25 protein-coding genes and 3 pseudogenes are annotated in these 26,025 nt (G+C 63.4%); 12 read left to right on the plus strand and 16 right to left on the minus strand.

Going from position 1 to position 26,025, the window contains the following annotated elements; genetic code table 11:
- Positions 1 to 419 precede the first annotated feature (419 nt).
- The 5 genes from IDT60_RS00305 to IDT60_RS00325 all read right to left on the minus strand — a co-directional run bounded on the left by IDT60_RS00305 (position 420) and on the right by IDT60_RS00325 (position 4,806).
- Positions 420 to 2,183, minus strand: coding sequence for an FAD-dependent oxidoreductase (locus tag IDT60_RS00305; RefSeq protein ID WP_191080429.1), 1,764 nt, complete (start codon positions 2,181 to 2,183; stop codon positions 420 to 422).
- A 596-nt stretch (positions 2,184 to 2,779) separates the two neighbouring features.
- Positions 2,780 to 3,073, minus strand: a complete 294-nt coding sequence (locus IDT60_RS00310) for a type II toxin-antitoxin system RelE/ParE family toxin (protein ID WP_191080430.1) — start codon at positions 3,071 to 3,073, stop codon at positions 2,780 to 2,782.
- Positions 3,070 to 3,345 (minus strand): type II toxin-antitoxin system Phd/YefM family antitoxin, encoded by a 276-nt coding sequence (locus IDT60_RS00315; RefSeq protein WP_191080431.1) that lies wholly within the window; start codon positions 3,343 to 3,345, stop codon positions 3,070 to 3,072. Before IDT60_RS00315 ends, IDT60_RS00310 begins: the two co-directional genes overlap by 4 nt.
- 112 nt (positions 3,346 to 3,457) lie before the next feature.
- Positions 3,458 to 4,024: a recombinase family protein gene (locus tag IDT60_RS00320; RefSeq protein ID WP_191080432.1), complete on the minus strand. Its 567-nt coding sequence runs from the start codon at positions 4,022 to 4,024 to the stop codon at positions 3,458 to 3,460.
- Between the two features lie 140 nt (positions 4,025 to 4,164).
- Positions 4,165 to 4,806: a hypothetical protein gene (locus IDT60_RS00325; protein WP_191080433.1), complete on the minus strand. Its 642-nt coding sequence runs from the start codon at positions 4,804 to 4,806 to the stop codon at positions 4,165 to 4,167.
- A 406-nt stretch (positions 4,807 to 5,212) separates the two neighbouring features.
- Here IDT60_RS00325 and IDT60_RS00330 point away from each other — a divergent pair, with 406 nt between their 5' ends.
- A complete protein-coding gene (locus tag IDT60_RS00330) occupies positions 5,213 to 5,515 on the plus strand; it encodes a DUF4193 domain-containing protein (protein WP_191080434.1) in 303 nt (100 codons plus the stop codon).
- Between the two features lie 171 nt (positions 5,516 to 5,686).
- On the opposite strand, the gene IDT60_RS00335 is transcribed toward IDT60_RS00330, so the two are convergent.
- Complete coding sequence (locus IDT60_RS00335) at positions 5,687 to 6,016, minus strand: hypothetical protein (protein WP_191080435.1); 330 nt, start codon at positions 6,014 to 6,016, stop codon at positions 5,687 to 5,689.
- A 267-nt stretch (positions 6,017 to 6,283) separates the two neighbouring features.
- Positions 6,284 to 7,675, minus strand: a complete 1,392-nt coding sequence (locus IDT60_RS00340) for a plasmid pRiA4b ORF-3 family protein (RefSeq protein WP_191080436.1) — start codon at positions 7,673 to 7,675, stop codon at positions 6,284 to 6,286.
- 609 nt (positions 7,676 to 8,284) lie between these two features.
- On the opposite strand from IDT60_RS00340, the gene IDT60_RS00345 reads away from it, so the two are divergent.
- Positions 8,285 to 8,560, plus strand: a complete 276-nt coding sequence (locus IDT60_RS00345) for a type II toxin-antitoxin system Phd/YefM family antitoxin (RefSeq protein WP_191080437.1) — start codon at positions 8,285 to 8,287, stop codon at positions 8,558 to 8,560.
- Positions 8,557 to 8,850 (plus strand): type II toxin-antitoxin system RelE/ParE family toxin, encoded by a 294-nt coding sequence (locus IDT60_RS00350; RefSeq protein WP_191080438.1) that lies wholly within the window; start codon positions 8,557 to 8,559, stop codon positions 8,848 to 8,850. Before IDT60_RS00345 ends, IDT60_RS00350 begins: the two co-directional genes overlap by 4 nt.
- A 332-nt stretch (positions 8,851 to 9,182) precedes the next feature.
- Here the strand turns inward: IDT60_RS00350 and IDT60_RS00355 are convergent.
- A pseudogene (locus tag IDT60_RS00355) lies at positions 9,183 to 9,758 on the minus strand (TetR/AcrR family transcriptional regulator); the annotation flags it as partial.
- 122 nt (positions 9,759 to 9,880) lie between these two features.
- Here IDT60_RS00355 and IDT60_RS00360 point away from each other — a divergent pair.
- The 9 genes and pseudogenes from IDT60_RS00360 to IDT60_RS00400 all read left to right on the plus strand — a co-directional run bounded on the left by IDT60_RS00360 (position 9,881) and on the right by IDT60_RS00400 (position 19,928).
- Entirely contained in the window at positions 9,881 to 11,221 is a 1,341-nt protein-coding gene (locus IDT60_RS00360) for an ABC transporter substrate-binding protein (protein ID WP_191080440.1), read from the plus strand.
- Positions 11,218 to 12,171, plus strand: coding sequence for a carbohydrate ABC transporter permease (locus IDT60_RS00365; RefSeq protein ID WP_191080441.1), 954 nt, complete (start codon positions 11,218 to 11,220; stop codon positions 12,169 to 12,171). The genes IDT60_RS00360 and IDT60_RS00365 overlap by 4 nt, the downstream gene beginning before the upstream one ends.
- Positions 12,168 to 13,073 carry a carbohydrate ABC transporter permease gene (locus tag IDT60_RS00370; protein WP_191080442.1) on the plus strand — a complete coding sequence of 302 codons (906 nt, stop codon included), beginning with the start codon at positions 12,168 to 12,170 and terminating at the stop codon, positions 13,071 to 13,073. The genes IDT60_RS00365 and IDT60_RS00370 overlap by 4 nt, the downstream gene beginning before the upstream one ends.
- On the plus strand, positions 13,070 to 16,201 hold the full coding sequence (locus IDT60_RS00375; protein WP_191080443.1) for a glycoside hydrolase family 2 TIM barrel-domain containing protein: 3,132 nt from the start codon (positions 13,070 to 13,072) through the stop codon (positions 16,199 to 16,201). The genes IDT60_RS00370 and IDT60_RS00375 overlap by 4 nt, the downstream gene beginning before the upstream one ends.
- Before the next feature lie 11 nt (positions 16,202 to 16,212).
- Positions 16,213 to 17,175, plus strand: coding sequence for an aldose 1-epimerase family protein (locus IDT60_RS00380; protein ID WP_223884008.1), 963 nt, complete (start codon positions 16,213 to 16,215; stop codon positions 17,173 to 17,175).
- A pseudogene (gene galE / locus IDT60_RS00385) lies at positions 17,172 to 18,193 on the plus strand (UDP-glucose 4-epimerase GalE). Before IDT60_RS00380 ends, galE begins: the two are co-directional and overlap by 4 nt.
- A 20-nt stretch (positions 18,194 to 18,213) precedes the next feature.
- On the plus strand, positions 18,214 to 18,465 hold the full coding sequence (locus IDT60_RS00390; protein WP_191080445.1) for a hypothetical protein: 252 nt from the start codon (positions 18,214 to 18,216) through the stop codon (positions 18,463 to 18,465).
- Positions 18,466 to 18,560: 95 nt separating this feature from the next.
- On the plus strand, positions 18,561 to 19,586 hold the full coding sequence (locus IDT60_RS00395; protein ID WP_191080446.1) for an ATP-dependent 6-phosphofructokinase: 1,026 nt from the start codon (positions 18,561 to 18,563) through the stop codon (positions 19,584 to 19,586).
- Between the two features lie 69 nt (positions 19,587 to 19,655).
- The gene (locus IDT60_RS00400) at positions 19,656 to 19,928 is read left to right on the plus strand and encodes a hypothetical protein (protein ID WP_191080447.1); all 273 of its coding nucleotides are present in this window, start codon (positions 19,656 to 19,658) and stop codon (positions 19,926 to 19,928) included.
- A gap of 526 nt (positions 19,929 to 20,454) precedes the next feature.
- Here IDT60_RS00400 and IDT60_RS00405 read toward each other — a convergent pair.
- The 8 genes and pseudogenes from IDT60_RS00405 to IDT60_RS00435 all read right to left on the minus strand — a co-directional run bounded on the left by IDT60_RS00405 (position 20,455) and on the right by IDT60_RS00435 (position 26,023).
- On the minus strand, positions 20,455 to 20,931 hold the full coding sequence (locus IDT60_RS00405; protein WP_191080448.1) for a hypothetical protein: 477 nt from the start codon (positions 20,929 to 20,931) through the stop codon (positions 20,455 to 20,457).
- Positions 20,932 to 21,065: 134 nt separating this feature from the next.
- Complete coding sequence (locus IDT60_RS00410) at positions 21,066 to 21,497, minus strand: phage holin family protein (protein WP_191080449.1); 432 nt, start codon at positions 21,495 to 21,497, stop codon at positions 21,066 to 21,068.
- Positions 21,498 to 21,732: 235 nt separating this feature from the next.
- Positions 21,733 to 21,864 (minus strand): hypothetical protein, encoded by a 132-nt coding sequence (locus tag IDT60_RS23360; protein WP_255527102.1) that lies wholly within the window; start codon positions 21,862 to 21,864, stop codon positions 21,733 to 21,735.
- 12 nt (positions 21,865 to 21,876) lie between these two features.
- Positions 21,877 to 21,966: pseudogene (locus IDT60_RS23365) on the minus strand (hypothetical protein); the annotation flags it as partial.
- A 278-nt stretch (positions 21,967 to 22,244) separates the two neighbouring features.
- Positions 22,245 to 22,724, minus strand: coding sequence for a thioredoxin-dependent thiol peroxidase (bcp, locus tag IDT60_RS00420; RefSeq protein ID WP_191080450.1), 480 nt, complete (start codon positions 22,722 to 22,724; stop codon positions 22,245 to 22,247).
- A gap of 62 nt (positions 22,725 to 22,786) precedes the next feature.
- Positions 22,787 to 23,470 carry a winged helix-turn-helix domain-containing protein gene (locus IDT60_RS00425; RefSeq protein ID WP_191080451.1) on the minus strand — a complete coding sequence of 228 codons (684 nt, stop codon included), beginning with the start codon at positions 23,468 to 23,470 and terminating at the stop codon, positions 22,787 to 22,789.
- An 8-nt stretch (positions 23,471 to 23,478) separates the two neighbouring features.
- Complete coding sequence (allB, locus tag IDT60_RS00430; RefSeq protein ID WP_191080452.1) at positions 23,479 to 24,822, minus strand: allantoinase AllB; 1,344 nt, start codon at positions 24,820 to 24,822, stop codon at positions 23,479 to 23,481.
- Positions 24,815 to 26,023 carry a glycerate kinase gene (locus tag IDT60_RS00435; RefSeq protein WP_191080453.1) on the minus strand — a complete coding sequence of 403 codons (1,209 nt, stop codon included), beginning with the start codon at positions 26,021 to 26,023 and terminating at the stop codon, positions 24,815 to 24,817. The genes allB and IDT60_RS00435 overlap by 8 nt, the downstream gene beginning before the upstream one ends.
- Positions 26,024 to 26,025 lie beyond the last annotated feature (2 nt).

Here is a 26,025-nt window from a genome sequence, read left to right on the forward strand (position 1 = left end):
GGCACCCAAAGGCTAAGACCGGAAGTCATTTCCGGCCCCAGCTTCAATGACCCATGCCCGGTGCGCCCAGTCCGGGCCCAGCGGCGGCAGCGAGAGGTGGTTTCGCCGTTGAACCGCCAGGGTGCGGCTGGCGGGGCACCCGGTCTGAAGCATCCTGATGGCCGTGACGGGGATGTTGAGCTGCGCCGGTACCTGGTGGGTGTGGGGGAGCAGGGCCTCTTCCGGCGGCCGGCGGTTCCACCCGGCGGGTGCTGCGTGGATCAGCCGGACAGCCGTAGGGCGTTCAGGCTCGCGAGGTCTCAGGTAGGGCAGCTGCCCGGCCAGACACAACCGGGGCAAGGGCTTCGGTGGAGGGCAATTCTTCGGCCCCTGCAACAAACCTTTGGCCGCCGGGTTCCCGTTACTCCTGCTCTACAGCACTAGATTGCCTTAGATGCCTCCAGAGTAGTGGCTGCCCGGGCTGCGGCGACCGCGTGGCGGGCCGCCTGCCAGCCGAAGGTCATGCCGGAGCCGACCTGCACCCCTGCGCCGGGGTATTCCGAACCCATGACCGAGGCGGCATCGTTTCCGGCAGCGTAGAGTCCGGCGACGGGTTTGCCCTGGGTATCAAGTGCCTGCCCGTTACCGTCGGTGAGCACCCCGTAAGCGGTCCCCAGGGGTGTGGGCACTACGGCCATGGCATAAAACGGTGCCTTCAGCAGCGGCCCGATGTTCGGGTTCGGCCCGTGGTCCGGGTCCCCGGCCACCTGTCCGAAGAGCAGCTCGCCTTTGTGGAAGTCCTCATCCACGCCGGTGGCGGCAAAGCCGTTGTAGCGCTGCACGGTCGATTCCAGGCCGGCGGCGTCCACGCTGATCTGCCCCGCCAAGCCGGCGAGGGTCTCTGCCTCGTAGAGATAGCCGTCCTTGATGTAGCGCCGCAATGCCGCACGCGGCAGGTGGGGCATCGTGATCATGCCGAGCCCGTATTTTGCCAGGGTCCGCGAGTCCACGATCAGCCAGGCCGGTACTGCAGCAGCGTCCGTGGAAGCGAACATGGCCCGTACGAAGCGGTGGTAGGAACAGGATTCGTCCACGAAGCGCAAGCCGTTGGAGTCTACGGCGATCACGCCGGGACGGGCACGGTCCCAGATATGCGGGAAGACCACGCGGGAACCGTCCCTTCGCCGCCCGATCGAGCTGGGGAACCACAGGGCGTTTTCCCCGTTATCCCGGCCCAGGGCGGCCCCGGCCTCCCTGGCCAGGGACAGGGTGTCTCCGGTGGACCCTTCCCCGGCCCGCGAGTAGAGCGGCGTGGGGGAAGGCAGCAGCTTCGCGCGCATTTCAGTGCTTTGGGCGAAGCCGCCGCCGGCGAGCAGCGCGCCCTGGCGGGAACGGATGCGCAGGCGCGTGCCGTTGTGCACGACTGCGGCCCCGATTACGCGGTCCCCTTCCTTGAGCAGTTCCGTGGTTTGGGCGCCGAAAAGGAATTCCACCCCGCGGTTGCGCGATTCGTGGAACATCCGGGCCACAAGCCCGTTGCCCATGACCAGACGCGTGCCACGGGGACGGGTGAGCCGGTCAAGTGCCCACCGCAGGCCGAGTTGTGCAGCCAGAGCCACGGCCTTGCCGCGCTCAGCCAGCGAACCGGTGTAGAGCTTGAGCAAAGCGGACACGTCCGCACGGCGCAACATCAGGGTCCCGCCCATAAGTGCGAACTCAGGCACCGGCGGACGGACACGGGCGAAGTCGGACTTGTCCAGCAGGCGCCCGTTGAAGGGCTCCGGCTCCAAGGCGCGGCCGGTCTTGCCGGTCTCGGGCAGTTCGGAGTGGTAGTCGACCACGGCAGGGGATTGCCGGAAGGTAACGCCAAGCTCATGCATTGCCTCCAGCATCTTCGGCGCAGCGTCCAGGTAGGCGAGCCAGCCCTCCCGCGGGGCCTGACCGCCCACGACGGCATCCAGATAGCGTGTGGCCCGGTCGTAATCGTCCAGGATTCCGTCTTCTCGCTGGAACCGGTTGTTGGGCACCCAGCACGTCCCGGCCGAGTACGCGGTGGTTCCCCCAAGGAATTCGGTTTTTTCCAGAACCAGGACGTCCGAACCCTGCGCCGCGGCGGTCAACGCCGCTGAAAGCCCCGCCGCTCCCGTGCCAAGCACCAAAAGGTCCACTTCCTGATCCCACTTGTCCACCGAGGACGTTTTCATGCTTCTCCTTCGCGCACATCGGCGTGCGTCACGTGCTGAATGTCCTCCCCAGTATGAGCGCCAGACCATGTAGCGTCCATGACTAATTAAGTTATTGATTATGTGCGAAATAAGAATAGTGATGCGCGTGAACGGCAATGAGTGGTCGTACCAGGACGAGGATCTTGGGCCGCAGCAGTTAGCTTCGGAGCAGCCGGCATCGGAGCAAAGGTAGATCCGAGTGGCTCCTCGGCGGAGGTGTTTGGCCTTCCTGGCCGCGGCGGTTTGGGCGGAACGATCATCGGCGGACGGTCAGCACAGCGCATCAACTTTAGACATCACGGAAAGGCTGACTGAGAAATGACGCGGCCACCGTGGAAACATGAACTAGATGCCTAAGGCCTCCCGTTCTGCGCTGAACGCAGCACATCAGCATGACTGCAGTGGAATTCGCTCGCGGTCTGCGCAAGCTCCTGACGAGGGGAAACTCGGAATTCACCACGGACCGGGAGTCCTCGCAGCTACTTCTACTCCCGTGGTTTAAGAGCCGATAACCGGCCTTTCGTCAGCCTGAGCTGGGGGAGAGGCCCCAGCTGGCACATCTTTCCTGAGGTCGGCTAACGCGGCTTGTACACGTCGGATCGGTGTTCGATGCGGTGGACATACAGGATGTGCTCTTCGACGTCGAGGGTGAACAACACCCTGTAGTCACCGCGGCGTGCGGTGCGCAGGCCGCGGAGTTCGTTCGTCAACGGTTTACTCAGCCGGTAAGGGTTATCGGCCAGGACGCCAGTGACGAATTCGACGATCGCTGCCGCTGCCTTCTCGGGCAACCGCCGAAAACCCTTCAACGCGGGGCTGGTAACTTCGACCTTCCATGACGGATGACCGGCGGTCTGTGCATCAGTCACCGCGGCGGCAGCCCGAATTCACGGCGGAGGTCATCACCGCTGGTCGTGTTGCCTTCGGCGATGTCGCGCCGGGCCTGGTCCAGATCTTCGCGGATGCCAGGCTGGGAAAGCCAATGGATTGTTTCCTGCAGAGACTCGAGGTCCGCCGCGGACATCAGCACTGCCGACGGGTGCCCGTGGCGGGTGATCTGGATGATCTCGTGGGTCTTGTCAGCTTCCTCCACGAGGGCGGAAAGCTTGTCCTTGGCTTCGCTGAGCGGTACCGTTCTCATGGCACAACTCTAGCCGAAACTCAGGCTAGTCACTAGCCCAACTTTTAGCCGATAATGGATACTCTGTAAAGCTGGGGCAGGTCGATTGCATTGTGCAGACGGGGACGCAATGCTAGGCCAGCTTGGCTTGGCGCAGGTATTGATAGACCGTCTCCCGGCTGATTCCGTAGTCACGGGCGAGGATGACTTTGGGTACGCCGTCGCCAGCGCGATGTACCAGTTCGGCGGCTCGCTCGGGCGACAGGGTCTTTTTTCGTCCTTTGTAAACACCTCGTTGTTGTGCCAGCTTGATGCCTTCCCGCTGGCGTTCCCGGATAAGTGCCCGTTCGAATTCCGCGAAGGCCCCCATGACCGAGAGCATGAGGTTTGCCATGGGGGAGTCCTCGCCGGTGAAGACCAGGCTCTCTTTAACGAACTCAACGCGCACACCCTTGCGAGTGAGGCCTTGAACCAGTGCACGAAGGTCATCCAGGTTTCGGGCGAGCCGGTCCATGCTGTGCACCACCACTGTGTCCCCGTCGCGAGCAAAGCGTTGCAACTCGTTGAGCTGTGGCCTGGCCGTATCCCTGCCGGATGCTTTGTCCGTAAACACTCGGTCCAAAATCTGGCCTTCGAGCTGGCGCTTCTCATTCTGGTCTAGGGAACTGACCCGGACATACCCAATGCGCTGACCCACCATGACTGCCTCCAACTCTCATGCGTGACATTGAGTGTTAGGGCCAAGCGAACGCGGCGTCAAGGCTCTCCGGCTTTCGCATCGACTGTCGAAGCCGGCGCAGGTGATGCTGAGGTTATGCTCGTGCCGATTCCTACGCAAATCTATTCAGCAGAAGGGTTCGTACTGCTGTGTGGGTGCTGCTGAATATACGACTCGTAGGACGGGCGTGAGTCCAGCCAGGGCCAGCCGCCTTCCCTAGGACCTGCCGTAAGGGAGCCTAGGACCGGGAGGCCAAGTTCTGCACGCATGGCGTCACGAAGGACATGAAGCAGATCTTGGGCTTGAAACCACGCCGGGTAGTAGGAAGTGAACGCATGCCGCTTCTGGACTCGCCAGGTTATTTCCATCAGGGCGCCCGATACCCGGTCTGCGAGATCAGCAACATGACTGGTTGCCAGCAACTGAATCTCCCCAAGCAGTGGCTGAAGTGAGTCGTCCCAATTTATGAAGTATTCCGTGAGCCTCTCAGAGATGATTTCGTCGTCTTCATCGGAAACTTCCGAGTCCCCGTCATACGACAAGAAAGCAGCTACCCCATCAATCTCTCGAAGCATGACTTCGGCTAACGCCAGATATTTCGCATAGGCCGCGCGCCGGTCCAGAAGCCAACGACGGCTATCCTCGACCTTGACCTTGCGCATCTCGCTCGAACGAGCCAGCAGGGCCGATACGACGGCAACAGCAAGGCCGCCGCCAATTGTGAATCCGCCGGTAAGAAGCGCTGTGGTCGTCTGGGGATCCATGCTTTGATCCTAAGAGGGGCGGCGTCACTCAAGGCGCAACTATTACATGGTCGAGCAAGAAAAAGTGGTAAACCGGTTGCACCGGAAGCCCGAATCCCCAAGCCCGGTCAGCTCTAGTGGCTGCGAGGAAAGGTGTGTGAGTGATGCATCTGGTGCAATAAGCAGACCTTTACTTTACGTAACGTCCGCTATGGGCGGCCGGTGTCCGCGTGGGGGAGCGATGTACGTTTCGGGGGAGGGTCGAATGCCCTGGCGTTGGGCGGCGCGGGAATGCGCTGACGCGGGGCCGCCTGGCGTGGACCCGTCGTATTCCGGTCCTTTGACATGGGAACAACGGCTTATTGGTGTACGTTGCAGTCTCATCAGAAAGAACACCGTAGAAAACGTCAGAAATGAGAAGCACCTAGTGGCAACCGATTACGACGAAGTCCGTTCCGACGTCAAGGAATCCCAGGATTCTTCCCTGGAGGCTTTGCAGTCTGCGAATGCCCCTGATGCCCGCAGCGTCGTCACCGAACTGGACGAAGCCGATGCACTCGATGAGGGCCTGACTCCTGGGGGAGAGATCGTCGCCGAAGAGCTCATTGTTCAGGTCATTCCCCAGGCAGCGGACGAGTTCACCTGCTATTCCTGTTTCCTCGTCAGGCACCGGTCCCAGCTCGCCCGCGAAAGCAATGGCCACTCGTACTGCATCGAGTGCGAAGGCTAAGCGCCTTCGCAAGGGCGTAGCATCCGACGGCACGCCGCCATCAGGGTGGTGCATCCACCACCAGCGGGGGTCGGGTAGTCCCAGGAGGCTTAGGAAGGCATCACTTTTGGGCGTTGCTTCGATGACTCGGGAGTGGATTTTCTACCCTGACGGGAAGATTGTTGTTGCGGTTCAGGCAGCCTGCGTAGCCACTGCTGCCAAGGGCCCCGCGTTCTCCGGGGTGAGGATGCTCAGCCTGTAGTCGGACTGGAACGGATCGACACGGGCAGGCAGATGGTGGGACCTCGAGCAGGCCCGCAGTTCCTCCAGCGCATCAGGCTCGATCCGCGGCCGGGTCATATCAAGCTCCAGGGTCATACCCGCGGTGAGCGAGTTGGCGCGCTTCATGACTTCGTACAGGCCGTGGACGCTTTTGGATGTCACATGGCCCTGCGCGGCAACCTGCGCCCTCGCGCAGTCGAGGTCAACCCGGACCAGCACCCGCAGCTTGTCTGTCGTCACGAAAAATTTTCTCCGCTCTAAGTCGAGTGCCACGACACTGTGGCGCCCCGGACAACACTAGACCCCATGTGATCCAGGCAACACATCCGGCCGCGTTGGATTGTGTCATGACCGGTGCCGCGGAAGGGGTGCACCCGTAGTGCAAACGCCCGATCGGGACCCCTCCCGGTCTCGCTGGTGAGCGCGCGTATTCGGAGCCTGCGAATACCGTTGCTTCACGACTTGGCCGCCGAGGACGTGAGTCGCCGCGGGGTCGGTGATTGCTGGTTATGAGTGAAGTGCTGCGCGGGCGAAGGCTTGCCCCGGCTTGACGGTGCCGGGTTTGAGCCCGAAGCGGTCGTCGAAGATGCCGAGGTTCAGCAGGGCGTCTTGTGCGTCGACGAGCAGTGCTTGGACGGTGTTCGGTTCGAGTTCGGCTCCGGTTCGGGTGCTCCAGCCGAGTGCGCCGAGACCGAAGGAGACGGCTGCAAGGAAGCCACCCCATTCGGTTTGTCTGGCCGCGGCGACCTCAAGGAGTAGTAACAGCGCCGCGTCACGCTCGGAGTCATGACGGTGTCGGTGGGCGACGGAGCGGGCCAGAAAAAGCCAAAGACCTGCAGGATCATCGAGCAGCCGCTTGGCGGCGGATGTGAGGACAAGTCTGCCTTTAATTTTGCGGACCAGACCGAGTCGTTGAGCGCTTTCGCGCAGCTGAAGAACGGGCAGGGTCTGGTCCTCGCGGTTGGCTTTGCCGATCCAGTCCCTAGCCCACCCGAGCTCGGTCATTGCCTCCCGGACCACGGCCGGCGGCAGCCAGCCGGCAGCGGTGAGGGACAGACCCTCGCGCCCGACGCGGCGGGTGAGCCAGAGATACGGGGCAGTCATCGCCTCGGCGACGGCTGCTTCGACCGTTGCGGGGCCATCGAGGCCGGCGCCGCGCAGGTACGCACGGAATTCACGCCGTAGTCCGGGAGGCATCCGGTTCGCGAGTTCCTGGGTCAGTGACTCGGTTCCGGAGCGCTCTCCGTTCGCACACGGAGCAGGGAACATCAGGGCCAGTTCATGATTCACGGCATTGATATCGAGCTGGTCCGGGTCGAATTTCTGCCAGGGCCCGGCTGTCCAGGCCGCCCAGGCGTGAAGGTTCTCGTGGTCTTCGTGGCCGGGGTCCGCGAGGGCGTCGAGCAGGTCGTAATAGCCGCCGATGCCACCGGAATCTTCCAGCGGCGCCCGCCGTGCGCCCGCTACGAGCCGCGCCCTTGGGGCGTTGGCAGGCAGGGGGAGGGTTCCGCTGAATTCAAGGCGGTGGATCCAGCCGTCTCCGAAGTCATATTCATAGAACAGGGGACCGGATTCAGGGGTGAGGATCTGGCCCAGGGTCCAGTCCGTCTCGGGCAGGTCGTCGTCAGAGTCTTCCATCAGGTCCAGAGGGACCCAGCGCCGGGGCTCGCGCACGATCCCGTTGACGGCGCGCAGACGAACATAGGGGTCGGTGTCCGTGAAGGAATGCAGGTGATAATCCCGCCAGCCCACGGCCGCTTGCAGGACCTCGTGGACTCTGTCCAGGGTCAGGGAAGAATCGACCTCGAGGAGCCGCCAGATGGCTGGCTCGCTGCCCACGACCGATACCTTTAGCCGCAGCAACATCGACCCGGGACCTCCATCTGTAGCGCGCATCATCACAGCACTATCCTGCCAGTCCCGGTGTTTGGCGAGACTCCTGCCCGCGGGGGAGGGGATCCCGGGCGTATCGTCTGCGACGGTCTCGAAGGACAGCTCCACGTCGCCTGCAGGGCCAGCTGTCGCCGACGTCCGGGGCGAACGTGCCGCCGTGGAACAGCCGGACAAGCGCCCCAGTCGCTGGCCGGCAAATTCCGCGATGGTGTGGCTAGGCCTGCCCCGGGGAAGACAGCGGCAAACCGGCGGTCCCTCTGAAAGGTGGGCCAAGACGGCGTAGTCCAGCCAACAATAGCCATATCTACCGTTGTCTATCGTTCGCTATAGCTACCTATATTTCACTAGACATTCGTAGAGATGAGGTTGCATGGCGTCCTTCATCAAACGCCAATCCAATTGCGCCTTGAGCCGCCGCCAAATACCAAGACACCACGCCGTTCCCACCTCTAAGCTGCTCCTCCGCGACAGGCGGCATGGACCCGCCAGCGCGGGAAATGTTAGCCTTAACCAGACCCCTTTTATGTCTTGTCATACTGTCAGCTTGACATAATACCTATTATCGGCTAAAAGTTGGGCTAGTCATTGGCCTAAGCTCAGGCTAGAGTTTCAAGCATGAGAACCGTACCGCTCAGCGAAGCCAAGGACAAACTCTCGGCCCTCGTGGAGGAAGCCGACAGGACCCACGAGATCATTCAGATCACGCGGCACGGGCACCCGTCAGCGGTGCTGATGTCCGCGGATGACCTGGAATCCTTGCAGGAAACGATCCACTGGCTGTCCCGGCCGGGCATCCGCGAAGACCTGGACCAGGCGCAGCGCGACATCGCCGAAGGCAACACGACCAGCGGTGCTGATCTGCGCCGCGAATTCGGACTGCCGCCGCGGTGACCGGCACAGAACCCGGTGATACGGGGGCGTGGAAGGTCGAAGTCACGAGTCCGGCACTGAAGGGTTTCCGCCGGCTCCCCGAGAAGGCGGCAGCAGCGATAGTTGAATTCGTCACCGGCCCGCTGGCCGATAATCCCCGGCGGCTGAGCAAACCCCTCACGAATGAACTGCTCGGCCTGCACACGGCACGGCGCGGCGACTATCGCGTGCTGTTCACTCTCGACGTTGAAGACCACATCCTGTACGTCCACCGCATCGAACACCGATCCGACGTCTACAAGCCGCGTTAGCCGAACTTCAAGGAAACGTGCCAGCTGGGAGCCTCTCCCCCGGTTCAGGTTGACGAAAGGCCGGTTATCGGCGTCCAACCCACGGGAGTAGAAGCGGGGAGAACTCCCTGCGCTTGCGGACTGGCACTGGCTCGCCGGTTTTTGTTTTGCATCTCCGTAGACCGCAGTCATGCGCGAGGTCGTCGAGAGCCGCATCAACCAGGTCAACTAGCTGCGTGGACGCTGCCTTGCGGACGTTCTCGTAGGTGTTGTCATGAACGGTGTAGTTTCGCTGGCTCAGGTTCATGCGGGGCGGCGTCAACGTCGGCTTCCGGCACGAGGATAAGGTCGAGGTAGGCCTTGAGGATGCCGGGCACGTCCACGGTGTCGGGGCTCAGGAGCCACTCGGTTTGGATTCCTTCCCAGAGGGCCACGATGGTGGGTCCTGCCACGTCCGGGTCGACGCCCGGCCGGAGCCGGCCAATGCTCGCGAGGTAGCGCAGCTCCCCGCTGTATTCATTCCGAAGCCGGGCGAAGCGCTGGACGAAGTAGCCGCGGGCCGGGTGGTCCTCGGTGGTTGCTTCTCCGGAGAGTACGGAGTAGAGCTCTACGAGGTGGGGTAGGCCCTCGTTGTGTTCCGCCTGCCGCACGATGGTTTCGGCAAACCGTTGCCGCGTGCCCGGGGTGCTCGTGGAGATCCGGTCGCGGTACTCGAGCACCGCCACGAGCAGCTGAGCCTTGGTGGGGAAGTGGTGGAGGAGCGTGGTCTGGCTGATCCCTGCCCGGTCCGCGACGTCCTGGATGCTGCCGCCGTTGTAGCCACGCGACCCGAAGACCTCTACAGCGGCCTCAAGAATTTGCCGTTGACGCTCAGCGGTCTTGGCGTACGGGCCGCGCGGGCCCGAGCGTACCGTCGCATTTTTAGTCATGGGTTCCAGTCTAATTTCATTAAAACCCGAGCATGTACTCGGGTTTCGTGTTAGCCTTGTCACGTCGGGCCGTACAGCCCCGGCGCCGTATCCGCGGCGCTGACCATAACGAAGTGGGACTCATGCCATCTCTGACACGACGACAACTCCTTTCCGCTGGACTCAGCGCCTCCGCCTTGGCCCTTCTCACCGGGTGCGCCACTCCGGGCACTGTTTCCGTCAATGCCGCACCTGCCATCCCTGCGGCCGGGACCGGTGAGAAGGTGACACTCACGTACTGGTCCTGGCTCAAGAATGTTCAGAAGGTCGCCGATATCTGGAACGAGAGCCACCCGAACGTCCAGGTTGAAACGGTCTGGATCCCCAGCGGCAACCGTGGCGGGTACGCCAAGCTTTACGCCGCGCTAGCGGCGGGCGGTGGCCCTGACCTCGCACAGGTTGAAATGCGTACCGTCCCTGAGTTCATGCTCGTCAACGGGCTCGTGGATCTCTCTCGCTACGGTGCCCGTGAATACGCGCACCGTTATGACCCCGCACTTTGGAGCCAAGTGAGCTTCTCCGGGGGCGTCTACGGCATCCCCCAGGACTCGGGGCCGATGGCCACGTTCTACCGCCCCGACGTCCTGGCCAAAGTAGGCGCGGCGGCACCGTCGACTTGGGAGGAGTGGGCAGCCGTCGGGAAGGAGCTCCGCGGTGCCAACGCCTACATCGACTGCTTCTCTCTCGCGGACACCTCCTACTTCGTCTCTTTCGCCGCACAGGCTGGGGCTCGCTGGCTGCGCTCGGCCGAGGACGGATGGATCATCAACATGACCGACGATTCAACGCTGAACGTCGCGCGGTTCTTTGACCGGGCGATCGACGCCGGGATTGTTACTACCGCCTACGGGCCCTTCACCCCCGGCTGGTACGCGGCGGCTGCGAAGGGGGAGCTCGCCTCGCTCACGAGCGGCAGCTGGGCGGATGCCCTTGTGCAGAGTGTCAGCGGCGGAGCGGGCAAGTGGCGCGTGGCGCCCATGCCCATTTGGGACTCCAGAGGGTATGGCTCGAGCTACCTCGGCGGGTCCACCGCGGCGGTCCTGGCTAACAGCAAGCACCCCCGCGAGGCCCTCGAATTCGCTGTCTGGATGACGTCCACGCAGGCCGGCATCGACGCCGAGATCACTAACAGTGGCATCGGATGGTCGCCCGCGCCGGGCATCATCGGGGCAAAGCGCGAAAAGCCCTCCGACTTTTTCGGGGGGCAGAACTACAACCAGGACGTGATGGTGCCGGCGAGTAAGTCGCAGAACATGGACTGGTCTTGGTGGCCGGTCACCACGCAGTCTTTCAACATCCTAGGCGACGGGTTCCGCCGCAAGGCATCGGGCACGAGCCTTGTCGACACCGTAGTAGCCGCCGAGCAACAGATCATGACGGCCTTCAGGAACAAGGGTCTGACAATCAGGAAGGAGCAGGCATGAGCGCCACCGCAGAAACCGCACATCCGTCAGCACCCCAGCGGGATAGGCACGGACGGGCAAGGCAGCAGCGCCGCACCGTCACCCGCGCACCCTGGATCCTGCTTGCGCCCTTCCTGGCGCTCTTCGCCCTCACCTTCATCTTCCCGATCATCGCTGCAGTCGGTTCGAGCTTCACGAAAGTTACCCGCAGCGGCCTCTTCGGCGAGACGGGCGTCCACTCCGGATTTGCGGGGTTCGAGAACTATGCCCGCGCCCTCGGGGACGGAAGCTTCCTCGCCTCAATCGGCCGCGTGCTGCTCTTCGGCGTGGTCCAGGTTCCTGTCATGATCGCCCTCTGTACAGTTCTCGCGCTCCTGCTGGAGTCGGCCTCGGCTAAGTGGCCCGGGTTCTTCCGCGCGGCTTTCTTCATGCCGTATGGCGTGCCGGGCGTCATCGCGACCATTCTCTGGTCTTTTCTCTACGTCCCAGGCCTGAGCCCGCTCGTGGACGCTGCCAAGTCTGTGGGTATCACCGTGAACTTCCTTGGCCCGGATACCGTGCTGTGGTCCATCGCCAACATCGTTACGTGGAGCTACACGGGCTACAACATGCTGATCGTCATAGCCCAGCTCAAGGCAATCCCTAACGAGGTTTATGAAGCTGCGCGTGTGGACGGTGCCGGACCTTTCCGTGTCGCGTGGACCATTCAGCTGCCGCTTATCCGGCCCGCCCTCGTGCTCACCACGGTGTTCTCGATCATCGGCACGCTTCAGCTGTTCGCCGAGGCACAAGTCCTCCAGACTGTTGCGCCGGCCGTCGACAGCCAGTACACCCCGAACCTGTCCGCCTACACCACTGCCTTTGCGTACAACGACTACAACGTCGCCGCCGCCCAGGCCGTGCTCATCGCCCTCGCGGCCTTCATCCTCTCCTTCACCTTCCTCCGGTTCACGAACAGGAAGTCCTCATGACAGCCACTCCTACCATTAGCCGGCCCCAGAGCGTCGCAGGGGAGCCGCCTGTGACCCGTCGCCGGCGCCCCGGCTCAACAACGATTCTCGTGACGGGGCTGCTTGTCGTCGCCGCGCTCTACTTCCTGGTTCCCGTTTATTGGGTCGTGGTCGCGGCGACAAAGACCAGCGGTGACTTGTTCGCGACCAACGGGTTCCTGTTCGCCCCTAATTTCGTCCTGTGGGACAACCTGGCGAACGTCCTCTCCTACGGGGACGGCGTCTTCGTGCGCTGGTTCCTCAACTCGATCCTGTATGCAGGGGTTGGCGCACTGGCCGCGACTTACTTCGCCGCTGCTGGCGGCTACGCCCTGGCCAAGTACAACTTCCGGGGTAACAGTCTCATCTTCGGGCTCGTCCTTGGCGGCGTGCTCGTTCCCGGCACCGCCACGGCCCTGCCCCTGTTTCTGTTCTTCAGCCAGCTCGGTATCGCCAACACGTACTGGAGCGTGCTGTTGCCCTCCCTCGTTTCGCCGTTCGGCCTGTTTCTGTGCCGGGTTTATGCGCAGGCGACTGTGGATCCGGCGCTGCTGGAGGCTGCGCGAATCGACGGTGCCGGCGAGCTGCGTATCTTCCATTCCGTGGGGCTGCGGGTTCTCACTCCGGCCCTGGTGACGGTGTTTTTGTTCCAGCTTGTGGGGATCTGGAATAACTACTTCCTGCCGCTCGTGATGCTCTCCGACTCGAAGCTTTTCCCCATCACGGTAGGTCTGAACAACTGGCTTAGTCAGGCCGACCGGCTCCCGGAGTTCTACCAGCTGACCACCGGCGGGGTACTGCTGTCTGTCATCCCGCTCGCCATCGCCATGATCGTCCTTCAGCGTTTCTGGCGCGGAGGCCTTACAGAAGGAGCCGTCAAATGAGCCCGCGCCCCGCGGAGGCAACAGCCTCCACCGCCTATGTCACCGACCCGGGCCCGGGAGAAGGACGGCGAGTACCGGCCCGTTCCTGGCTTCGCACCGACGCCCCGTCCCTGTCCCTCGACGGGCACTGGCGATTCCGACTCCTCAACGGAGTCCCCGGAACACTCGGCGGGCGCGGGGTACTGCCCCCGGGGGAGGCCGCGGAGGCGATGGCCGCTGCGGAGTACGACGACACTACGTGGGCGTCGCTCACCGTGCCCTCCCATTGGGTGCTGCAGGGCGACGGATCGTACGGCCGCCCGATCTACACGAACGTGCAGTTCCCCTTCCCGATCGACCCGCCGTTCGTCCCCGACGAAAACCCCACCGGAGACTATCGCCGTACGTTTGAGCTCCCCGACGGCTGGAAAGCCAACGGCAAAGGCGGCGAGAGCCGCGTCGCCCTGCGCTTCGACGGGGTCGAATCCCGGTACAAGGTATGGGTCAACGGCACAGAAATCGGATGGGGCACCGGAAGTCGCCTCGCCCAGGAGTTCGACGTCACCGACGCTGTCAGCACAGGTACCAACACCATCGCAGTCCGCGTCCATCAATGGTCCGCTTCCAGCTACCTCGAAGACCAAGACCAATGGTGGCTGCCGGGAATTTTCCGATCGGTGACTCTCCTCTCCCGCCCGGCCGACGGCATCGAGGACGTCTGGCTCCGGACCGGCTACAACGACGGGGCGGGGACCCTAGAGCCGGAAGTGAAAGCGCCGGCATCGTCGTACCCTGTTCGCCTCCGCGTACCCGAGCTCGGCATCGATGTCGAGTGGGCCACTCCCGGTGATGTTGCACCGGTACCTGTTTCTGTCGTCGAGCCCTGGACCGCCGAAACCCCGCGGCTCTACGATGCGACCGTGGCCAGCAAGGCCGAGACGGTTTCACTGCGGATCGGCTTCCGCACGGTAGAAATTGTCGGAGACCAGTTCCTGGTCAACGGCCGCAAAGTCGTGTTCCACGGTGTCAATCGCCACGAGACCCACCCCACGCACGGCCGCGTCTTCGACGAGGACTTCGCCCGCGAGGACCTCGCGCTCATGAAGCGCTCCAACGTCAACGCAATCCGTACCAGCCACTACCCGCCCCACCCGCGACTGCTCGAACTCGCGGACGAGATGGGCTTCTGGGTAATCCTCGAGTGCGACCTCGAGACGCATGGGTTCGAGCGGCACGGCTGGGCCCGGAACCCGAGCGACGAGCCGATGTGGCGCGAGGCGTTCCTTGACCGGATCGAACGGACCGTGGAGCGGGACAAGAACCGGCCCTCGATCGTCATGTGGTCCCTCGGCAACGAGTCCGGCACAGGACAAAATCTCGCCGCTATGTCCGCGTGGGTGCATGCACGGGATGCGGGCCGACCGGTCCACTACGAAAACGACTACGCCGGCGCGTACACCGACGTGTACTCCCGCATGTACGCGACGCTGCCCGAGGTGGAGACGATCGGACGCGACGGCGATACCACACCGCTGCTGGGCTGCTCCCCTGCTGAGGGGGCGCGGCAGCGGACCAAGCCGTTTGTTCTGTGCGAGTACGTCCACGCAATGGGCAACGGGCCCGGGAACATCTCGCTGTACGAGGACCTCGTCGCCAAATACCCGCGGCTGCACGGCGGGTTCGTGTGGGAGTGGCGCGACCACGGTATCGCCGCCCGCACTGCGGACGGCACCGAATACTTCGCCTACGGCGGTGACTTCGGCGAGGAAATCCATGACGGCAACTTCGTCCTCGACGGCCTCGTCCTCTCCGACTCGACACCCTCGCCGGGATTGTACGAGTTCAAGACCGTCGTGGCGCCCGTGGGACTTACCTTTGAAGGGCTCGAGCCGGGCGGCAAGCCCTTTATACGGGTGGCAAACCTGCGACACAACGCGGATCTGGGAGACCTGGTCTTTCGCTGGCGCCTTGAGGACGACGGCGAACCGGTCGCCTCCGGTGAGCTCGCCGTCGATGGGCTCGACGGTGGTCCTCTCGCCCCTGGCGCCTCGGCCGCAGTCCCCCTTCCAGTGTCCGCCGAAGGATGCATGGGAGAGGTATGGGTGACCGTCGAGGCGGTCCTCGCGCAGGATGCCGGGTGGGCGCCTTCCGGGCACGAAGTCGCCTCAGCGCAGGGCCGTCTCGCGCCGCCCGCAAAGCGCCCGCTGCCGTTCGCTGCCGGGCTCCCGGGCGGAGCTTGGCGGCAGGGAGAAGGCGCTGGGCTCCTGGAGCTCGGGCCGGCAGTCTTCGATGAAGGGCGGCTCGTTACACTCGCCGGCCTCCCTGTGGATGGGCCCCGGCTTGAGCTGTTCCGGGCACCCACGGACAATGATCGCGGCGAATCCCGGGGCGGATACATCGACACCGACCCCTGGGCACCAGACGCAGACGGTATCCCGGGCGTAGGAACTCCCGGGCCTTCCTCGGCAGCGCGCTGGCACGCGGCCGGACTGAATCGGCTGCACGGGCGCGTTGAGGCAGTCGAAGTGCTCGATGAACGAGCCCTCCGCGTGCGCACCCGGTACGCCGCGGCGGACCAGGTCCGCACCGTCACCGTCGAGGAGCAATGGATCCTCGATCCCGAAGGTCTGTGGCTGCGGGTGGACATTCTGCCGTCCTCCGATTGGGACGGCGTGTGGCCCCGCGCCGGTGTGCGGTTCGGGCTGCCCACCGACGTGGACGCAGCGTCATGGTTCGGACTGGGCCCGCACGAGTCCTACCCTGACAGCCTCGAAGCCGCGCATGTAGGACGGTACGCAGCCGGGATCGATCAGCTCGCCGTGCCGTACGCGCGCCCGCAGGAGACCGGTCACCGCGGGGGTCTGCGCTCCCTCGACCTGCTCCGGGGCTCAAAACCATGGGTACAGTTCGACGCGTTCCCGGACGCACGGGGCCGCCTGCCGGGCTTCACCCTAAGCCGCAACACGGCCCAGGAATTAGCCGCAGCCACACACCCGCACGAGCTGCCTCCCGCCACGCGTTCATGGCTATACCTCGACGCGGCCCAGCACGGGCTCGGCACCCGCTCGTGCGGCCCGGATGTCTGGCCCGAGTCCGCCTTGGCGCCGGAGGCGCGGACGCTCACCTTCCGCCTGGCGGCCCCCAAATGACCAGCCTCGTAATGTCCAGAACGAGCACCGATACCGTCCCGATCTCAGGTAGACAGACCACGCTGCGCTGCGGCCCCTACACCGCCGAAATAGCCAGCGTCGGCGCATCGTTACGCTCCTTGCGCCACAACGCCAGGGACCTGATTCTCCCCTTTTCGGAACATCAGGTCCGCCCCGCCTACCGCGGCGCAGTCTTGGCGCCTTGGCCCAACAGGGTTATCGCGGGACGGTATGAATTCGAAGGCGTGGAATACCAGCTCGGTATCAACGAACCCAGCCGGGGCCACGCACTTCATGGCCTATTGGCCTGGCAAGACTGGTGCCCCGTGGAATCCGACGAGACCTCGGCTATTCTGTCCACCGTCGTTCAAGCGAGGAGCGGTTACCCCTTCCGTTTGGACATACAGGTGTCCTACCAGCTGGATCTTTCCGGGCTGCACACCACTGTCACAGCCACAAACACCGGCCCCGGCTCAGCACCTTACGGGGCCGCCGGACACCCATACCTGGTCGCCGGCGAGGGCCGGATCGACGACTGGATTCTCGAGCTGCCCGCACGAAAAGTGCAGCAAGTCACCCCAGACCTTCTGATACCTACAGGAGTTAGCGACGTTTCAGAGGACCGACACTACGACTTTGTCGCCCCCCGCCCCATCGGTTCCACAACACTGGACCATGCCTTCACCGATCTCGTACGTGACAACGAAGGTTACTCAACCGCACGCCTGACTACATGGGACGGGTCCGGAACTTCGATGACATGGGGCCGGGACTGTCCCTGGGTTCAGATACACACAGCCGACCTCCCGGATTCAGAGTCCAGCAGAGCCGGCTTGGCAGTAGAACCAATGACCTGTCCGCCTAATGCCTTCAACACCAGGACAGACCTCATAGTCCTCCTCCCGGGGCAAAGTCATACCGCGAGCTGGAACATCGAAGCGATACCAGCCAACCCAACCCACACCCGCTCATGAAAATACTGGTCACAGGGGGCACGGGCTACATCGGTTCCCACACCGTTCTTTCCCTGCAGGAAGCCGGCCACGACGTGGTCGTCATCGACAACCTGGTCAACTCCAGCGACGAATCACTGCGCCGCGTGGCGGAACTCAGCGGCAAGACCGCAGAGTTCCATCACGTAGACCTGGTGAACGAGGCAGCCCTCGACAAGGTCTTCGCCGGCAACGCCATCGACGCAGTCATCCACTTCGCGGGCCTCAAAGCGGTGGGTGAATCCGTGCGGGAGCCGTTGAAGTACTACTCCAACAACCTTGTGGGCACCCTGAACCTGATCCGTTTGATGGACAGGCATGACGTCCGGTCCATCGTGTTCAGCTCCTCCGCCACCGTCTACGGCGAACACAACCCCATCCCCTACGTGGAAAAGATGGAGATCGGGGCCAACAACCCCTACGGACGCACCAAGGAACAGATCGAGGACATCCTCCCGACCTCGGCGCGGCCGACTCCCGCTGGCACATAGCATTGCTGCGCTACTTCAACCCGGTGGGCGCCCACCCCTCGGGCCGCATCGGCGAGGATCCCCAGGGCATCCCCAACAACCTGGTCCCGTTCATCGCCCAGGTGGCCGTGGGCCGCCGCGAAAAGCTCATGGTCTTCGGCGGCGACTACGACACCCCCGACGGCACCTGCCTGCGCGACTGCATCCACGTGATGGACCTCGCGGAGGGGCACGTCGCGGCGCTGAACCATATCGCAGGACGCACCGGCGTGTTCCGCTGGAACCTCGGCTCCGGCACGGGCTCCTCCGTCCTGGAGGTCCTACGCGCCTTTGAAAAGGCCGTGGGCAAGCCCATCCCCTACGAGATCACCGAACGGCGCGCCGGAGACCTCCCTGCCTTCTGGGCCGACGCCACCTCCGCCCTGGCCGACCTGAGCTGGTCCACCACCAAGTCCGTGGACCAAATGTGCGAAGACCACTGGCGCTGGCAAAAGAACAACCCCCAAGGCTATAGATCCCACCGAGAATGAACAATAGGAGCAGTGGATAAATGCAGACAGAGAATTCCACCTGCACCGACTTCCACGAGCATGAACGCACGCAACACGATTCCATCACCATCCACGTGCACACACGATCCCATTTGGAGGCCGGCGTGGAGGCCGCAGTCCAAGAACTCGCTGCTTACGCGAGGTATCGGAAGCAGGGAATTCTGGTAACCCGGACGGCTCCGGGAACGGTCATCGTAAGCCTTGACCCAAATGTTCCCTACGGCATGAGCTACGAACGAACAACCTGGTAATACACGCAGGCGATAGGGCGAACTCAGCCTTATGGCTGTCTTGGGCTTTTCTGATGGCCCCTTTCCAACATGGCAACTCAACCTAGGAATTACGCATGAAAATTGGGATCCTAACCAGCGGCGGCGACTGCCCCGGCCTGAACGCGGTCATCCGCGGCGCCGTCCTCAAGGGCATCGCCACCCACGGCCACGAGTTCGTCGGATTCCTCGACGGCTGGCGCGGTTTGGTTGAAGGCGACATCATCGACATCCCCCGCACCATGGTCCGCGGCATCGCCAAACAGGGCGGCACCATCCTGGGCACCTCCCGCACCAACCCCTTCGAAAACGGCGGCGGCCCGGACGTCATCAAGGCCCACATGGACCGCCTGGGCATCGACGCGATCATCGCCATCGGCGGCGAAGGCACCCTGGCCGCGGCCAAACGCCTCACCGACGCCGGACTCAAGATCGTCGGCGTCCCCAAGACCGTGGACAACGACCTCGACGCCACCGACTACACCTTCGGCTTCGACACCGCCGTACAAATCGCCACCGAAGCCATCGACCGTCTCCGGACCACAGGTGAGTCCCACCACCGCTGCATGATCGCCGAGGTCATGGGCCGGCACGTGGGCTGGATCGCCCTGCACGCCGGCATGGCAGCCGGCGCCCACGCCATCCTGATCCCGGAACAAAAAGTCAGCATCGACCAGGTCACCCAGTGGGTGAAGGAAGCCCACCACCGTGGCCGCGCACCCCTGGTCGTCATCGCCGAAGGCTTCGTTCCGGACCACATGGAATCCCCCCACTCTGAGCGCGGCCTGGACACCTTCGGCCGGCCCCGCCTCGGCGGCATCGCGGACCAGCTGGCCCCCGAGCTGGAAGCCCGGACCGGCATTGAAACCAGGGCCACCATCCTGGGCCACATCCAGCGCGGCGGCGTGCCCTCAGCGTTCGACCGGGTGCTGGCCACACGCCTGGGCATGGCCGCCATCGACTCGGTGGTGGAGGGATACTGGGGCACCATGGTGGCTCTCAAAGGCACCGACATCGAGCACGTGGGCTTTGAGAAGGCAGTGGGCCAGCTGAAGACCGTTCCGCAGAAGCGCTACGACGAAGCGGCCGTCCTGTTCGGGTAAACGCAAAAAGACAACATCACTTACGAACGCCATGCTCCCCGTCACAAATCTGCTCAGCGTTCTGCTGCCATGAAACTCGAGGACGACATGCCAACAAGCACCACGCCGAATCAAGACCAAACAAACATCCACTCTTTCGCACCGTGGCAGCCTATCGACGACTGGACAGTGCTGACCGGCCAGGACGTCGAAGTTCACACTCAGGGCAGCGTGACCGACCGCGGGCGGGTCGAAGCTGTCATGGCCGACGGATCTCTACTGTGGCTGATGCAGGAAGGAGCCCACAGCCGGCGCGTCGTAGAACAACAACCAGGAACGTACATACGCCGTACCTGGAACTGACAGCGATCGTGTCGGGGGAGCTAGACCTGCGCACTCCAGCTTCAACGGCCAGCGGCTCCCATCCCATGGCGTCCGGATGGTGTAGCTCCGAGGCTTTTCGTCAGTGAAGGGCCCACCCCAACCTGACGTCAGGCGGACGCGAAGTAAGCGGCAGAATAGGGTCAAAAGGAAGTTCCTACACGTCCCCGGCGAACAATCTCAGATTCAAACCTGACAGCCGACCCTGGTGATGAGCTCGGGTCGGCGAGGTGCCTGGCATTGTGCAACAGCCTGTTGCGCAATTGTCCAGAGACTGTCTGGACAATGAGTTCCGCTGCCCCACAGCCGGGGACAATCCTGATGGGTTGTCCACCGCTACGGCTGCTGAGGGAGCTACCCCAATAGCTCCCGATTCCAGCCGTGGAAAACCCGGACTGACCCCACCTGTGGACTGTTCGGTTCTCTGCGTGCCGGTACGACGTGTGTGCCCTCTTTTCCTAATTCCCATTCAGTTCGAGTACTGGGGTGAATTAGGAGTCCCCTGGCATTACTGAAAATCCGATGCATATTCATGGTCGGGAAGGTAATAGCAGTCAGACATAGCGTTTACCGTCAGCGCGTTTGGTTTCCACTCGTCAAAGGACAGGAAGATATACCCAAGGTCCGTATGGGCAAGTTCAAGTTGATCAACACCATTCGTGAAATGGTTATCACCAGGTGCCCATCCCTCGGCTGCCATGTGGTTCTTGATGTCATCAAGAAGTTGAGCCTGGTTCCGCCCGCCGCTGAGGTCGATCCACCTCATCTCGCTCAACCGCCACTCCCCGTCGTGACTGTCGTCCTTGGGCCGCGCACAGCTGGATAGCTCGTCAAGGTTATCCGAGGCACGGACCGATGCTTCAGGAAACATCGCCTCGATGTCATCCACCGCGGAGCGGATCATCGGTTTGACCTCGCTCAGCGTTTCGCTCTGGTCGGCACGTTGTCCTGGCGCGCAGGAGACCAAAGTTGGTGCCAGGACCACTGCGCAGAGAGCTGCATCAGGCCGCTTTTCATATGTTCCTTCGGGTGGAAACAGGGGCTTGATCGCTTCGACCGTGTGGATGGCTCCATCATTTATTGACTGTCCCGTGTTCCCAATAGCGCCGCAGCGATGAATTAGTCGAACTGGCGGGTCGTCTGGTCGGGGATTCCCCGCTCCGCCCGCAGGCGTTTAGCCCTAGCTGCCACTCTCGCCATCCCCACGGCGTACACCGCCCCTGCCAACCCGGCCGCCGTCAGGAACAAGGCGCTCCACATGGGATCTTGGCCCCTGCTGGTGGGTCCGGCCACCAGAAAGACAGAGAAGACTGCCACGGCAGCGAAGACGCAAGCCATCACCAGGAAGCCGCCGGCGGACCGCACCTGGGGGTGGGAGCTGGCAGTGACCACTCCGAGCTCATCTTTGGCGTAGCTGTGAAGCCTACCTTCCACGGTGCGGAACAGGATTCTCTTGTCACCACGTGCCAGTGCCTGTTCGTGATGATTGCGGACTTGGCCGTCGTTGTTGGGGCCGCCGCCCATGTTGCTGCCTGAAATGCCGTTCTGCACGCGGGTCCTGTCGGATCGACGAAAGTTTTGAAAGGCTAAAGCAAAAACGTCGGCCGTGGTTGGAGGCGCTCCGGGGTGCCCGATCCTGGATGCTGCTTTGTGCAGACAGTGTCTGCACAAAGCAATGATGTCGACGACAACTTTGCCGGCCCGATGCGCACAACAGCTGAATTGTTCAAAGTTCTCTGGACAATTCAGGCTGATTCCCGCACTGCGGGTCGATTTTGAAGGCCCTTTACTCGGCACTTTCGGTTACTTCGGAGTCCGGTTCGGCCCATTCCAAGGCGGCGACGAGGTGTCCCTCGTCGGGAAGTGCTTTCTGTTCCGCTGCGGGCAATTTGTCGTAGGTGTAGGCGGAGACGGCCATGGGGGATGTTGAGCGTCCGAGGCTGTATCGGACGCTTCGGTCGTTTTTGGTGCCGCAGATGAGCATTCCTATGGTCTCGTTATGGTGATCGCGCCGGAGCATGTCGTCAACGAGGGCGACATAGAAGTTGAGTTGGCGGCATATTCGGGCTGGAACTTGCCAGTTTTCAGCCCGATGACCACATAGCGGGAATGTTCTGTTCCATCGAAAGCTTCGATCCTGTCTCCTGGCCTGAAGGTAAATTTGCTGTCCTTTTTCGAATGATGCTGGCGCAATGGCAATCTCCTCAAGGTGTGTGTGCCGAGCCCGTGGTCTCTGGCGGTCGTCGACGCCCTCATATGAAGGACGCGCTGGCCTCCGGAAAATCTGAGAAGGGTGCCTTAGATGCCCAATTCTTGTCTCAGTGCTGCGACATGACCCTGGGGATCCACGTGGTACTTCGCGAGAAGTACGGACCCATCGGCGTTCAGGACAACAGTGGAACGGATAACGCCTTCAGTGACGCGCCCGTCGATGAGCTTCTCGCCCCAGGCGCCGTAGGCGACGGCGACTGCGTGGTTCTCGTCGGACAGCACGGGGAAGGTCAGGGAGAAATCGTTTGTGAAACCGGCCAGCGCCTCGCGGGCGTCCGGGGAGATGCCGATGACCTCGTAACCTTTGCCCTGCATCGACGCCAGGTTGTCGCGGAAGTCGCAAGCTTCGGTGGTGCAGCCAGGGGTGGCGGCCTTGGGGTAGAAGTACACAATGACGTTCTTCCCGCGGTAATCGGCAAGGGCTGTATCGCGGCCCTGTGCGTCCTTGAGAGTGAAGTCAGGGGCCCGGGTTCCGGGCTGGAGTTTTGCGGTCAGGGCGTGGATCATGGCATTTCCTTTGGGAGAATGTGGCGGTTGCAGGCAAAGATCAGGTGAAGGGGCTTCTGGCGTCATATGCAGTATTCCGCGGGACCGCGGACGGTGGCGTGTGCCCCGGGTACAAACTGGTAGCCCTTCCCGCGGACGGTGGCCACGGCTTGGCGGGCGTTTCCGAGCTTTCGCCGAATCCTGCCCACGTACGTATCAATGGAACGGGTGGCAGCGCCGGGCGTTTCAAATGTGTCCAGGAACTGCTGAAGCTCCTCCCGCCCCACGATGCAGGACAGGTGCGTCACCAGGTATCGGAGGACCTTGTATTCAACACCGGTGAGATGCACAGGCTTTCCGTCCAGGAGGACCTGGTTGGCAGCGAGGTCAACAGTCACGTGGCTGACCGGACCGGCTGAGGGCGGCAGCCGGGTTCCGCGGTCGTCCGCGGTTTCCGCCCACGCTGCACCCTTTCCCGCAGCGGAAGGAAGCTCCGCCGTGGAAGGAAGCTGAGAGGAGTCGGCTGCGGCTCCTTCCACGGCGGACGTGGCAGCCCCGGGGGCAGGCCATTGGACTTCTGCCTCCGGAGCAAACTTAAGGGCGTAATCGAGAACCAGCCGGGCGGAACGCGCCAGCGCCGCTCCGTCCACGTCGGATTCGGATCCGCACATGATCCAGACCGCCAGGCCGCGTACGGCTGGAGGCGGGCATTCTCGGGGAAAAGACTGACCGGCACGGCGCCCGGGGTGATGCACATGTACTGCCATGGCTTGCCTTAGATGCCGCCGCGGCGGATGAGCTTGCCGGTGGGGGTCTGACCGTCCACCAGGCTGCCGCGCAGGAAGGTTTTCCGAACCACGCCGGAGAGGGCCGTGCCGTCGTAGGGGGTGATGGGGTTCTTGTGTTTGAGTTTGGCGACATCCACCACGAAGGCGTCGTCGGGCGCGAAGATGGAGAAGTCGGCGTCGTAGCCCAGGGCGAGCTGGCCTTTGGTGGCCAGGCGGGCCAGGGCGGCCGGCTTTTCGGACATCCAGGAGATGACCTGTTCGAGCGGGATGCCGCGGTGCCGGGCCTCGGTCCAGACCAGCGGCAGGCCCAGTTGCAGCGAGGACACGCCGCCCCAGGCCACGGCGAAGTCGCCGTTTTCCAGGTCCTTCAGGTCCAGCGTGCTGGGCGAGTGGTCCGAGACGATGCAGTCGATGGTGCCGTCCTGCAGGCCCTGCCACAGCAGTTCCCGGTTGGAGGCCTCGCGGATGGGCGGGCAGCACTTGTAGGCGGTGGCGCCATCGGGGATTTCCTCGGCCGTCAGTGTCAGGTAGTGCGGGCACGTCTCAACTGTGAGCTTTACCCCGTCACGCTTCGCGCTGGCGATCATGGGCAGGGCGTCCGACGACGAGAGGTGCAGGATGTGCGCACGGGCACCGGTCCAGCGTGCCCGTTCAATGACCTCGGCGATGGCCTTGTTTTCCGCACCGCGGGGGCGGGAGGCCAGGAATGTTTCGTAGTGGTCCCCACCCGGGTGCGGTGCCCGGTCAATGGCGTGGGAGTCCTCCGCATGGACGATCATGAGCGAGTCAAAGGTCCTGAGTTCGGCCATGTCCTCCTCCATCTCATCCGCATCCAGATGTGGGAATTCGTCCACACCGGAATGCAGCAGGAAGCATTTGAAGCCGAACACGCCTTCGTCGTGCAGCGGGCGCAGGTCCGCTTTGTTGCCTGGAATGGCGCCGCCCCAGAACCCGACGTCGACGAATGCCTGGTCCTCGGCCACTTCGCGCTTGAGCTTGAGCCCGTCCACGGTGGTGGTGGGCGGGATGGAGTTCAGCGGCATGTCAATGATGGTGGTGACGCCGCCGGCGGCGGCAGCCCGGGTGGCGGAGGCGAAACCCTCCCACTCGGTGCGGCCGGGCTCGTTGACGTGGACGTGGGTGTCCACCAGGCCCGGGATCAGGGTTTCGTCGTCGGCGAGCTCAATCAGCTCGGTTCCGGAGAGGCCGTTGCCGAGAGGTTCGATGGCGACGATTTTCCCGCCGCGGACGCCCACTTCACGGGGTGCAAGGCCGGCGGTGGTCAGGATGTGCTGGCCACGGATGACCAGGTCAAAGCCTTCTTTAGACATGGAGGTCCTCCTTGCTGATGGGGGAACGGGACAGCTTTTTTGCTGCCAGCTGTTCGCTGATGTGAATTCCCACCTGCTCCAGAAGCGTTCCTGCCTCTGCCATGCACGTGGTGACGTTGGTTTCAAGCTCGGTGAGCGCGTAGACGTCCTCGAACCCCGCGGCGGTTGCCTGCTCCTGCGCCAAGGTGGTGCGTCCGCAGACGGCGATGACCGGAACGCCCTGAGCGGCAGCGGCCCGTGCAACGCCAATGGGAGTCTTGCCCAGCAGGCTTTGCTCGTCCAGGCTGCCTTCTCCTGTGATGACCAGGTCCGCCCCGGCCAGGCGTTCAGCGAGTCGGGTGAATTCAAGGACAACATCGATGCCCGGGCGGCGGGTTGCTGCCAGCACGGCAATGGCGGCGTAACCTACTCCGCCGGCAGCTCCCGCGCCCGGAGCTTCCGCGGCCTTGATGGCGCGGTGACCGATTTCCCTGGCCAGGACTTCGACAAACCTGGCCAGGGCGGCGTCGAGCATGCGGACGTCCTGTTGTGCGGCTCCCTTTTGCGGGCCGAAAACCGCTGCGGCGCCCTGTGCGCCGAGCAGGGGATTATCGACGTCGGAAGCCAGCACAAAGCGTGTGTCCTTCAGCCGGGGCTCAAAACCGGTGAAGTCGATGGTGTCAAGGCGGGCCAGGGCTGCGCCGCCGGCGGGCAGTTCATTGCCGTCCGCATCCAGAAAGCGCGCCCCCAGGCCCTGAAGGACGCCGGCGCCGCCGTCGGTGTTGGCGCTGCCACCCACACCGAGGATGATCCGGTGGCAGCCTGCGTCCAGTGCTGCGCGGATCAGCTGGCCCGTTCCCAGGCTGGTAGCGGTAGTGGCGGACACCGAATCAGGTTGGTTTCCGCGGATGACCCGGGGCAAAACCGCGAGCCCTGATGCTGTTGCCATCTCGATGACGGCCTCGCTGCCCCGGACAGCGTACTCCGCGTCAACCGGTTCACCGGTGGGTCCGGAGACCCGAGCGGTGCGGCGGCTGAAGCCGGAGCCGACGGCGGCATCGAGGGTTCCCTCGCCGCCGTCGGCTACCGGTAAACGGACTATGTCCAGGTTGCTGATGTGCGCCGTAGCGGCCCCGCGCTGCAGTCCCTTTTCCAGGTGCAGGCAGACGTCCGGGGCGGACAGCGATCCCTTGAACTTGTCCGGGGCGATCACAATGCGCATGG

This window comes from Pseudarthrobacter sp. BIM B-2242 (assembly GCF_014764445.1).
In the GTDB taxonomy this organism is placed as follows: Bacteria; Actinomycetota; Actinomycetes; order Actinomycetales; family Micrococcaceae; genus Arthrobacter; species Arthrobacter luteus_A.